Genomic DNA, 12,049 nt, shown 5'->3' with positions numbered 1-12,049 from the left:
CGGTCATCAAAAAATAAACAGTCACTTAAATCAAATTCCGCACGAAAAAATCAAAAAGCTATTTCACTTCTGATTTGCGATAAAGCTGAACGCTGCTGAAGCGATGGCAAAAAAGCGAATTTGCTTTCAGCAAATGTGGCGAGGTTGCTAATAAAATGTGCTGTACCTCTAACTTCCGCGATCAATTATTCAGCTTTTCTTGCAGCCGCCCGCAGAAAGGCACACACTCCTTGAAACGTTTCAGCGTCATCTGACGGATGTCTGTAAGAACAGATGACGCTTTTTTCTCATGCAAGCTGAAACGATTCACTATCAGCAGGAGAGGAGAACCATGTTCCAGTTATCTGTTCAGGATATTCATCCCGGCCAGCAGGCGGGAAGTAAAGAAGAGGCGATTCGCCAGATTGCATCCGCGCTGGTGGCGGCGGGCAACGTTGCTAACGGTTATGTGGACGGCATGCTGGCGCGAGAACAGCAAACCTCCACGTTTCTTGGCAACGGGATTGCGATTCCGCACGGCACTACCGATACGCGCGATCAGGTCTTAAAAACCGGCGTGCAGGTTTATCAGTTTCCGCAGGGCGTCACCTGGGGCACCGATCAGGTGGCATACGTCGCCCTCGGCATTGCCGCCAGTTCTGATGAACACCTCGGCCTGTTGCGTCAGCTGACACATATTCTCAGCGACGACGCGGTGGCTGAACAGCTGAAAACCGCCACGACGGCGGAAGAGCTGCGTGCGCTGCTGATGGGTGAAAAACAGCGTGACGAGCTGAAGCTGGATAACGACACCCTGACGCTGGACGTGATTGCCAGCGATCTGGTGACGCTGCAGGCGCTGAATGCCGGTCGTCTGAAAGAAGCCGGAGCGGTGGATACCGCGTTCGTCTCCCGCGCGGTCAGCGATCGACCGCTGAACCTCGGACAGGGGATCTGGCTGAACGACAGTGCTGACGGCAACCTGAAAAGCGCCGTGGCAGTGAGCCGCGCGGCAGAAGAATTCAGCGTNNCGGGGGCAATGGCGGATGCGCAGCCGGTAGCGGTGCTGAACCGTCTGAGCAACCTGCTGATGGATAATAAGGCTGAACGTCTGATGAACGCAGACGCCGCCACGCTTCTGGCGCTGCTGACCGGCGACGATGCGGTGGCTGATGATGTTCTGAGTGCGGAATTTGTGGTGCGTAATGAACATGGCTTGCATGCGCGCCCAGGGACGATGCTGGTGAATACGATTAAACAATTTAATAGCGAAATTACTGTCACCAATCTGGATGGCAGCGGTAAACCGGCCAACGGCCGTAGTCTGATGAAAGTCGTTGCCCTCGGCGTGAAGAAAGGCCATCGCCTGCGTTTCACTGCACAGGGTGCGGATGCGCAACAGGCGCTGGAGGCGATTGGTGAAGCCATCGCGTCTGGTCTTGGGGAGGGCGCGTAATGAGCAGACGTGTTGCTACCATTACCCTGAACCCGGCCTATGACCTGGTGGGATTTACCCCGGAAATCGAACGTGGCGAAGTGAACCTGGTTCGGACCACCGGCCTGCATGCCGCAGGAAAAGGCATTAACGTCGCGAAAGTGCTGAAGGATCTGGGCATTGATGTCACGGTCGGCGGCTTCCTCGGCAAAGACAACCAGGACGGGTTTCAGCAACTGTTCAGCGAGCTGGGCATCGCCAACCGTTTTCAGGTCGTGCAGGGCCGTACCCGCATCAACGTCAAGCTGACGGAAAAAGACGGCGAAGTGACCGACTTTAACTTCTCCGGTTTCGACGTCACCCCGGCAGACTGGGAACGTTTTGTGAATGATTCCCTGAGCTGGCTGGGTCAGTTCGACATGGTGTGCGTCAGCGGCAGTCTGCCCACCGGCGTCAGCCCGGAAGCGTTCACCGACTGGATGACGCGCCTGCGCAGCCAGTGTCCGTGCATTATCTTCGACAGCAGCCGTGAAGCGCTGGTCGCCGGTCTGAAAGCCGCGCCGTGGCTGGTTAAACCGAACCGTCGCGAGCTGGAAATCTGGGCGGGTCGTAAGCTGCCGGAAATGAAAGATGTTATCGAGGCGGCCCATGCGCTGCGCGAGCAGGGTATCGCTCACGTGGTGATTTCACTGGGCGCAGAAGGGGCGTTGTGGGTAAACGCCTCTGGCGAATGGATCGCGAAACCGCCGTCTGTTGAGGTGGTGAGTACCGTTGGTGCAGGGGATTCTATGGTTGGCGGTCTGATTTATGGCCTGCTGATGCGTGAGTCCAGCGAACATACCCTGCGTCTGGCTACCGCCGTCGCAGCACTGGCGGTCAGTCAAAGTAATGTTGGCATTACCGATCGTACCCAGTTAGCCGCGATGATGGCGCGTGTTGACTTAAAACCCTTTAATTAACAGCAGGAGAGGCATAATGAAAACGCTGCTGATTATTGATGCCGGACTTGGACAGGCCCGCGCTTACATGGCGAAGACCCTGTTGAGTGCGGCCGCGCAAAAAGCACACCTCGAAATAACGGATAACCCCAACGACGCTGAACTGGCGATCGTGCTGGGAAGCGTTCTGCCGGAAGACAGCGCGCTGAATGGAAAACAGGTTTACCTGGGCGATATCAATCGCGCAGTGGGCCATCCGGAACTGTTCCTCAGTGAAGCGANAGGCGTCGCGCATACCTTTATGGCCGCTGAAGCCATTGAAACCGAAGCCAAAAAACGCGGCTGGTGGGTGAAAGTGGAAACCCGCGGCTCCGTAGGTGCCGGTAACGCCATTACGCCGGAAGAGGTGGAACAGGCGGATCTGGTGCTGGTGGCGGCGGATATCGAAGTGGATCTGGCGAAGTTTGCCGGTAAACCGATGTACCGCACCTCCACCGGGCTGGCGCTGAAGAAAACCGCGCAGGAGTTTGATAAGGCGCTGGCGGAAGCGACGCCGTTCCAGCCTGCGCAAACCACCGTGAAAGACGCGAAGAAAGAAGGCGGTGGCGNNGGCGGTGGCGCGTATCGTCACCTGCTGACCGGGGTGTCTTACATGCTGCCGATGGTGGTGGCGGGCGGTCTTTGTATCGCGCTTTCCTTCGCCTTTGGTATTACGGCGTTTAAAGAAGAGGGGACGCTGGCGGCAGCGCTGATGCAAATCGGCGGCGGCTCGGCGTTTGCTCTGATGGTGCCGGTGTTGGCCGGTTATATTGCGTTTTCCATCGCTGACCGTCCTGGCCTGACGCCGGGTCTGATTGGCGGCATGCTCGCCGTGAGTACCGGCTCTGGCTTTATCGGCGGGATCATCGCCGGTTTCCTGGCCGGTTATATCGCGAAACTGATCAGCACGAAAGTGAAGCTGCCGCCGAGTATGGAAGCGCTGAAACCGATTCTGATCATTCCGTTGCTTTCCAGCCTGATTGTCGGTCTGGCGATGATCTACCTGATCGGTAAACCGGTTGCCGGCATCCTGGCGGGCCTGACCCACTGGCTGCAAACCATGGGCACGGCGAATGCGGTACTGCTGGGCGCTATCCTTGGCGGCATGATGTGTACCGACATGGGCGGGCCGGTGAACAAAGCGGCGTACGCGTTCGGGGTGGCTGCCGGTATGGTGCCACCGCTGGCACTCGGTCTGGCAACCATTGTCGCACGGCGTAAATTCGACAAAGCGCAGCAGGAAGGCGGCAAAGCGGCGCTGGTGCTGGGGCTGTGCTTCATCACTGAAGGGGCGATTCCGTTCGCGGCGCGTGACCCGATGCGCGTACTGCCGTGCTGTATCGTCGGCGGCGCGGTCACTGGCGCGATCTCGATGGCGATTGGCGCGAAGCTGATGGCACCGCACGGCGGGCTGTTCGTGCTGCTGATCCCGGNNCCAAAGCGGCATAATAAAAAAGCCCGGCACATGGCGTGCCGGGCTTTTGAAACCGCATTCAGGCCGGGGATAACCCCGGTTTTTTTATGCCACGGCTTCCGCGTTTTGCTGCGCTTTCAACCAGGCAATCTCTTCGGCCCAGATATCAGGGTTAATGGTTTCCAGAATTAACGGAATGCCATCGAAGCGTTTGTCCTGCATGATCCAACGGAACGCATCGTGACCGATGTTGCCTTCGCCGAGGCTGTGGTGACGGTCAACGCGACTGCCGAACGCGCTTTTCGCATCGTTCAGGTGCATACCACGCAGATACTGAAACCCGACGATGCGCTCAAATTCCGCAAACGTCTCTTCACAGGCGGCGGTGGTGCGCAGGTCATACCCGGCAGCGAAAGCGTGACAGGTATCGATGCACACGCCAACGCGGGATTTATCCTCAACGCCATCAATGATCGCCGCCAGATGCTCAAACTTAAAGCCCAGATTGCTGCCCTGACCGGCGGTATTTTCAATCACCGCCGTGACCCCTTCGGTCTGCGCCAGCGCGATGTTGATGGATTCAGCAATGCGCGCCAGACACTCCTCTTCCGGGATCTGCACCAGATGGCTGCCGGGGTGGAAGTTCAACAGCGTTAAGCCCAGTTGCTGGCAGCGGGACATCTCATCAATAAAGGCGTCGCGAGATTTTTCCAGCGCTTCAGCTGCCGGGTGGCCGAGGTTAATCAGGTAACTGTCGTGTGGAAGAATTTGACCCGGCCCGTAGTGATATTTTTCACAGGCGGCTTTAAATTCACTGACGATCTCGTCGGTGAGCGGGGCGGCGCGCCACTGGCGCTGATTTTTGGTGAACAGGGCGAAGGCGGTCGCGTCAATTTCGGCGGCGCGGATTGCCNCCCCCCAGCCGCGCTGACGTGCGCTCCGATGTATTTCATAAAAGACTCCTGTTAAGCCCGCCACGGGAAAAGGGCAAGTATAGCGGGTTAACAGAGGCAGAATGTAGTGGTTTATGCCATCAGGCCCTGCACCAGCAGGTTGATCATCCCGCCGCCAACAATCAGCCAGACGAACAGCAACAGCGCCATCAGCAGCGGTTTCGCCCCAGCTTTTTTCAGCGCGCTGACGTGGGTGGTTAACCCAAGCGCCGCCATCGCCATCGCCAGCAGGACGGTATCCAGCGTCACCAGCATATCTACTACCGCTTTCGGCAGCAGATGGAACGAGTTAAAAATCGCCACCACAATGAACAGAATGGCAAACCATGGAATGGTGATTTTGCTGTTCTGGCCCTGGCTCGCAGGTGCCAGTTGCTTCACGCGACCCGCCAGCAACAGCAGGAATGGCGCCAGCATCATCACGCGCAGCATTTTGGCTATCACTGCCGCGTTTTCGGCCTCCGGACTGATGGCGTGACCGGCCGCCACCACCTGCGCCACTTCGTGCATCGTTGAGCCGATGTAAATGCCATAGGTTTCCGGGCTGAACCAGTGGGCGAAAAGCGGGTACATAGCCGGGTAGAGGAAAATGGCAATGGTACCGCCACGGTGACTTTACTGGCTTCCGCTTTCACCACCGGCTCGGTCGCCAGCACTGCCGCCGCGCCACAAATGCTGCTGCCTGCGCCAATCAGCCAACTGGTGTGCTTATCGAGACCAAATACTTTCTGACCGAGAAAACAGGTCAGCAGGAAGGTACTGGACAGCGTCAGGACATCGATGGCGATCCCGCTGACGCCCACGTCAGCAATTTGCGAAAACGTCAGGCGAAAGCCATAAAGAATAATGCCGAGACGTAAAAGGTGCTGTTTGGCAAACAGGACGCCGCCATCGCAGCGCTGCCAGATTTTCGGGTAAACCGTATTGCCAAGCACCATACCAAACAGGATGGCCAGCGTCAGCGCGCTGAAGCCCGCCCCGGCCACCGCCGGAATGCTCCCGCCCCACAGTGCGGCACCGGTAATCACGGCGCTCAGCGCCAGACCGGGAATAAAATGCCATAACGTATGACGATGCGTATGAATGGTGAGTTCTGCCATATCCTTCTCCTTTATCTGGGTAAAAGGTTACTCACCGCTGGCTTAAAAATAAAATTGATTATATATTTATAACCTATCGGAATATCTGGTAATGAGGGTTTTATGCACATCACATTACGCCAGCTCGACGTCTTCGCCGAGGTGCTGAAAAGCGGCTCTACCACTCAGGCCTCGCAGATGCTGGCGCTGTCGCAGTCGGCGGTCAGCGCCGCGCTCACCGATCTCGAGGGGCAGCTCGGCGTGCAGTTGTTCGATCGCGTCGGCAAACGGCTGGTAGTGAATGAGCATGGTCGGCTGCTGTATCCGCGCGCGCTGGCGCTACTGGAGCAGGCGACGGAAATCGAACAGCTGTTTCGCGAAGATAACGGCGCGATTCGCGTGGCGGCGAGCAGCACCATCGGCAACTATATTTTGCCGGAAGTGATTGCCCGCTATCGTCGCGACTTCCCTGATTTGCCGCTCGAGCTGAGCGTTGGCAACAGCCAGGACGTGATTAACGCCGTCGCCGATTTTCGTGTCGATATCGGCCTGATTGAAGGCCCGTGCCACGCGGCAGAAATTGTGGCGGAGCCCTGGCTTGAAGATGAGCTGGTGGTGTTTGCCGCTCCGGATTCGCCACTGCTGGAAGGGAAGGTCACGCTGGCGCGGCTGGCGTCGGCGCCGTGGATCCTGCGTGAAAAAGGCTCCGGCACCCGTGAGCTGGTGGATTACCTGCTGCTGTCGCATCTGCCGGAATTTCATCTTGGCATGGAACTGGGCAACTCGGAGGCCATCAAGCACGCGGTGCGTCATGGCCTTGGTATCAGCTGCCTTTCCCGGCGGGTCATTGCTGAACAGCTGGAAAACGGCTCACTGAAGGAACTTTCCGTGCCGTTACCCCGGCTTACACGCACATTATGGCGAATTCATCACCGCCAGAAACATATCTCAAATGCGTTAAACCGTTTTTTGCGTTACTGTAACAGCTAATCGGGGTGGCAGGACTGGTCGATAAGGACTTTACTAATAATCCCCGACCCATCATGAAGGTCTCTTATAACTGCGCATTTGAGCCGGAAGGATCGGATTTCCTCTGCTACAATCGCGCCTCATTTTTTGGATGGACAGTTTTTTCACATGGTTTCAGAAACTAAAACTACAGAAGCGCCCGGCCTGCGCCGTGAACTGAAGGCGCGTCACCTGACCATGATCGCCATCGGCGGTTCTATCGGTACAGGGTTGTTTGTTGCATCAGGGGCAACGATTTCTCAGGCAGGCCCGGGCGGTGCGCTGTTCTCCTACATTCTGATCGGTCTGATGGTCTATTTCCTGATGACCAGCCTCGGTGAACTGGCGGCCTTTATGCCGGTTTCCGGCTCGTTCGCCACTTATGGCCAGAACTATGTGGAAGAAGGCTTTGGCTTCGCGCTGGGCTGGAACTATTGGTACAACTGGGCGGTGACTATCGCCGTCGACCTGGTCGCCGCGCAACTGGTGATGAGCTGGTGGTTCCCGGACACGCCAGGCTGGATCTGGAGTGCGCTGTTCCTCGGCCTGATCTTCCTCATGAACTACATCTCTGTACGCGGTTTCGGTGAATCAGAATACTGGTTCTCGCTGATCAAAGTCGCCACCGTGATTATCTTTATCATCGTCGGCCTGGCGATGATCCTCGGTATTTTCAAAGGCGCGCAGCCGGTCGGCTGGAGCAACTGGACGACGGGGGATGCGCCGTTTGCCGGTGGCTTTGCGGCGATGATTGGCGTGGCGATGATTGTTGGCTTCTCCTTCCAGGGAACCGAGCTGATTGGTATCGCGGCGGGTGAATCTGAGGATCCTGAGAAGAACATTCCGCGCGCGGTACGTCAGGTGTTCTGGCGTATTCTGCTGTTCTATGTATTCGCGATTCTGATTATCAGCTTGATCATTCCGTACACCGATCCGAGCCTGCTGCGTAACGATGTGAAAGACATCAGCGTCAGCCCGTTCACCCTGGTGTTCCAGCATGCCGGTCTGCTGTCAGCGGCGGCGGTGATGAACGCGGTGATCCTGACGGCGGTGCTGTCGGCGGGTAACTCCGGCATGTACGCCTCTACCCGTATGCTCTACACCCTGGCCTGCGACGGTAAAGCTCCGCGTATTTTCGCGAAGCTCTCCAAAGGCGGCGTGCCGCGCAACGCACTGTATGCCACCACCGTGATTGCGGCGCTGTGCTTCCTGACGTCGATGTTCGGTAACCAGACCGTTTACCTGTGGCTGCTGAACACCTCCGGGATGACCGGTTTCATTGCCTGGCTGGGCATTGCGGTAAGCCATTATCGTTTCCGCCGCGGCTATGCCCACCCCCCTGCCATACCGTTCTGGATTTTTCCCGCTGGGGCCGATCTTCGCCTTCGTGCTGTGTCTGATCATCACCCTGGGCCAGAACTACGAAGCGTTCCTGAAAGACACCATTGACTGGGGCGGCGTTGCGGCAACCTATATCGGTATCCCGCTGTTCCTCGTGATCTGGTTCGGCTATAAGCTGGTGAAAGGCACCCATTTCGTTCACTACAGCGATATGCAGTTCCCGGAACGATTTAAGCAGTAATCCTGCTGTATGAAACCCTCCCATCGGGAGGGTTTTTTTATGCCCGTCAATACGTTAGTGCCGATCACATTTTCTCACAATTTAATTGATAATTGTTATCATTCTCTTTATCATCTCCCCGCAATTTCAGGATGAAGCCATTCCTCCCTGTCGCGTCAGGCGATAAGCGGCCAGCCACATCTGCTAAACAGCACTCGCCAGTGTAGCGGGTGCCTTCTGAGCGTGTGAGCAACACCTTTTTGTTTTTATGACTGTTTATCTCATGGAGAGTTGGAATGTTTAAGCTAAACCCCTTCGTCCGGGGCGGGCTCTGCGCGTCCGCACTGTCACTGGCGTTACCGGTTATCGCTGCCGATGATGGCGAAACGCTGGTGGTCACTGCCGCCGCGACGGAACAGAGCGTGAAAGATGCGCCTGCCAGTATCAGCGTCATTACCCAGGAAGATTTGCAGCGTCGTCCGGTGAACAACCTGAAAGATGTGCTGAAAGACGTTCCTGGCGTTCAGTTGACCAACGAAGGGGATAACCGCAAAGGCGTCAGCCTGCGCGGGCTCGACAGCAGCTACACGCTGATTCTGATCGACGGCAAACGCGTCAATTCCCGCAACGTCGTCTTCCGCCATAACGATTTCGACCTCAACTGGATCCCGGTCGACGCCATCGAACGCATCGAAGTGGTGCGCGGCCCGATGTCTTCGCTGTACGGTTCAGACGCGCTGGGTGGGGTAGTGAACATCATCACCAAAAAAGTAGGGCAGACGTGGAACGGTACGCTGAGTGCCGACACCACGCTGCAGGAGCATCGTGATCGCGGCGACACATACAACGGGCAGTTCTACACCAGCGGTCCGCTGGTCGACGGGCTGCTGGGGATGAAAGCCTACGGCAGTGTGGCGAAGCGTGCAAAAGATGACAAGCAGATCTCCGACAGCGGCACCGATACGCCGCGCATCGAAGGCTTTACCAGCCGCGATGCCAACGTCGAATTTGCCTGGACGCCGGATGAGAATCACGACTTCAGCGCCGGGTACGGCTTCGACCGTCAGGATCGCGATTCAGATTCGTTAGATCAGAACCGCATCGAGCGGCAGAACTACGCCCTGAGTCACAATGGCCGCTGGGGCACCGGTAACAGCGAACTGCGTCTGTACGGCGAAAAAGTCGATAACAAAAACCCAGGCAATGCGGGTGAAATCACCTCCGAAAGCACTACTCTCGACGGCAAATACGTGCTGCCGTTGGGGATGATTAACCAACTGGTGACCGTCGGCGGCGAGTGGCGTCACGACAAGCTGAAAGATCCGGTTAACCTGACCGGCGGCAACAGCGCCTCAACCTCGGCAAACCAGTACGCGCTGTTTCTGGAAGATGAATGGCGCATTTTCGAACCGCTGGCGCTCACCACCGGCATCCGTATGGATGACCACGAAACTTACGGCGACCACTGGAGCCCGCGCGCTTATCTGGTGTATACCGCCACCGACACGGTAACAGTGAAAGGCGGCTGGGCCACCGCCTTNNGCGGGCGCCTGCCGCATCGTGGGAAGCCAGGATCTGAAGCCGGAAACCAGTGAAAGTTTCGAGCTGGGGCTGTACTACAGCGGCGAAGAGGGCTGGCTTGAGGGCGTACAGGGCAGCGTGACCGCGTTCCAGAACAACGTCGACGACATGATCAATGTTAACCGCACATCGAGCGCCAGCGACGCGCCGGGCTATCCGAATTTCGTCGGCTGGTACACCAATGCCAGCGGTAAGCGCGTGCCGGTATTTGCTTATTACAATGTTGATAAAGCGCGGATCACCGGGCTGGAAACCGAGCTGAAAGTGCCGTTCAGCGACGCGTGGAAACTGACGATGAATTACACCTATACCGACGGTCGTGACCTCAGCAACGGCGGCGATAAGCCGCTGAAAGAGCGTCCGTTCCATACCGCAAACGGCCGCGTGGACTGGGCACCGTGGCAGGACTGGTCGTTCTACGTGGCGGCGAATTATACCGGAGAACAACGCGCCGTCAGCGCCACGTCGAAAACACCGGGCGGCTACACTACCTGGGACATCGGCGGTGCCTGGCAGGCCACCAAAGACATCAAGCTGCGCGCGGGTGTGCTGAACGTGGGTGACAAAGATCTGCAGCGTGACGATTACAGCTACAACGAAGAAGGGCGTCGCTACTTTATGGCGGTGGATTACCGCTTCTGAGTCACAACGAACCCGGCAGCGAACGCCGCCGGGTAAAGGGCTTATTTCAGCAAATGCGCCGCATGGAAGCGGAGATGGTCCTCAATAAAGGACGCAATAAAATAGTAGCTGTGATCGTAACCCGGCTGGATGCGTAACGTCAGCGGCCAGGCCTTCTGTCGTGCGGCTTCCGCCAGTACCGCAGGTTGCAACTGATCGGCAAGGAACTGATCGTTATCGCCCTGATCGATGAGCGTCGGGATAGCATCGTTGCTGTTGCTGGCGAGCATCAACTGACAGCTGTCCCATTCCTGCCACCGCTGTTCGTCCTCGCCGAGATAGGCGGTGAAGGCTTTTTTGCCCCACGGCACGCGGCACGGGTTCACAATCGGGGAAAACGCCGACACGCTGGTGTATTTGCCCGGGTTTTTCAGCGCCATGATCAGCGCCCCGTGACCGCCCATTGAATGACCGCTGATGGCGCAGCGATCGCTGACCTTAAACTGCGACTGGATAAGCGCCGGCAGTTCGTCGCGAATATAGTCATACATGCGGTAATGACTGGCCCAGGGGGCCTGACGGGCATTGAGGTAAAAACCCGCGCCTTTGCCGAGATCATAACCGTCGTCATCGGCCACCGCGTCACCGCGTGGGCTGGTGTCCGCCATCACCAGTACGATGCCCAACTCAGCGGCAACCCGCTGCGCACCCGCTTTGGTGGTGAAGTTTTCATCGTTACAGGTCAGCCCCGACAGCCAGTAAAGCACCGGAGGCGGGGTGGTCTCACGCGCAGGCGGTAAAAAAATGCTGAACGTCATGGGGCAATTCAGGGTGGTGGAATCGTGCCGCCAGCGCTGTTGCCAGCCATCGAAACAGCGGTGCTCTTCTAGCATCTCCATGCGAGGCTCCTTTCGGGGATCGGGAAAATGAATATATCCATCATACAGATAATTCAACGGCGGTGAGTAACTTTCACTTCCGCATTAACTTCATATGTTGCATCATAAACATAACTTTACATTAACAAGTGGAGTGTGCATGGCGCTGCGAATCGCCCTGAGTGGTTTTATTGTGCTGGTGGTGGCGATGGGGATCGGGCGCTTTGCCTTTACCCCTCAGGTTCCGCTGATGATCGCCGACGAACAGCTGACGCTGACCAGTGCGGGCCTGGTGGCGGCGATGAACTATCTCGGCTATCTGATTGGCGCGTGGGACGCAATGCGCGCTCAACGCGGCGTGGAAGGACGCCTGTACGCCGGGATCTACGGCGCGGTCGCGCTAACCCTGCTCTCTTCATTAATTGACAACGCCTGGCTGCACGGCGCGCTGCGTCTGGTGATTGGCTGCATGAGCGGCTGGGCGCTGGTGCTGACGGCAGCCTGGACCAACGAACGGCTGGCGCACGCCGGGAAACCGGGGCTCAGCGCCGCCGTGTTTGCCG

At 57.4% G+C, this 12,049-nt stretch carries 5 protein-coding genes and 5 pseudogenes; 7 read left to right on the top strand and 3 right to left on the bottom strand.

Going from position 1 to position 12,049, the window contains the following annotated elements; genetic code table 11:
• Positions 1-331 precede the first annotated feature (331 nt).
• The 3 genes and pseudogenes from fruB to fruA form a co-directional block, all read left to right on the top strand.
• Positions 332-1,435, top strand: coding sequence for a fused PTS fructose transporter subunit IIA/HPr protein (gene fruB, locus GM30_RS06035; protein WP_049847887.1), 1,104 nt, complete (start codon positions 332-334; stop codon positions 1,433-1,435).
• Positions 1,435-2,373, top strand: a complete 939-nt coding sequence (gene fruK / locus GM30_RS06030; protein ID WP_049847886.1) for a 1-phosphofructokinase — start codon at positions 1,435-1,437, stop codon at positions 2,371-2,373. The genes fruB and fruK overlap by 1 nt, the downstream gene beginning before the upstream one ends.
• A gap of 16 nt (positions 2,374-2,389) precedes the next feature.
• Positions 2,390-3,823 (top strand): annotated as a pseudogene (gene fruA, locus GM30_RS06025) (PTS fructose transporter subunit IIBC); the annotation flags it as partial.
• A gap of 87 nt (positions 3,824-3,910) precedes the next feature.
• On the opposite strand, the pseudogene nfo reads toward fruA, so the two are convergent.
• Together nfo and GM30_RS06015 are read right to left on the bottom strand one after the other, a co-directional pair.
• Positions 3,911-4,758 (bottom strand): annotated as a pseudogene (gene nfo / locus GM30_RS06020) (deoxyribonuclease IV).
• A gap of 72 nt (positions 4,759-4,830) precedes the next feature.
• A pseudogene (locus tag GM30_RS06015) lies at positions 4,831-5,858 on the bottom strand (YeiH family protein).
• Between the two features lie 102 nt (positions 5,859-5,960).
• On the opposite strand from GM30_RS06015, the gene yieE reads away from it, so the two are divergent.
• The 3 genes and pseudogenes from yieE to cirA all read left to right on the top strand — a co-directional run bounded on the left by yieE (position 5,961) and on the right by cirA (position 10,629).
• A complete protein-coding gene (gene yieE, locus GM30_RS06010; protein ID WP_049847885.1) occupies positions 5,961-6,827 on the top strand; it encodes a DNA-binding transcriptional regulator YeiE in 867 nt (288 codons plus the stop codon).
• A gap of 147 nt (positions 6,828-6,974) precedes the next feature.
• Positions 6,975-8,427: pseudogene (locus GM30_RS06005) on the top strand (amino acid permease).
• A gap of 275 nt (positions 8,428-8,702) precedes the next feature.
• A pseudogene (cirA, locus tag GM30_RS06000) lies at positions 8,703-10,629 on the top strand (catecholate siderophore receptor CirA).
• Between the two features lie 41 nt (positions 10,630-10,670).
• Here cirA and fghA read toward each other — a convergent pair.
• Positions 10,671-11,507 (bottom strand): S-formylglutathione hydrolase, encoded by an 837-nt coding sequence (gene fghA, locus GM30_RS05995; protein ID WP_049847884.1) that lies wholly within the window; start codon positions 11,505-11,507, stop codon positions 10,671-10,673.
• Between the two features lie 139 nt (positions 11,508-11,646).
• On the opposite strand from fghA, the gene GM30_RS05990 reads away from it, so the two are divergent.
• The coding region (locus GM30_RS05990) for a YbfB/YjiJ family MFS transporter (RefSeq protein WP_155483932.1) at positions 11,647-12,049 on the top strand (403 nt) is incomplete at its 3' end.

The organism is Trabulsiella odontotermitis, from assembly GCF_001188485.1.
Taxonomy (GTDB): Bacteria; Pseudomonadota; Gammaproteobacteria; order Enterobacterales; family Enterobacteriaceae; genus Trabulsiella; species Trabulsiella odontotermitis_A.
This window is presented reverse-complemented; position numbering and strand designations above follow the sequence as displayed.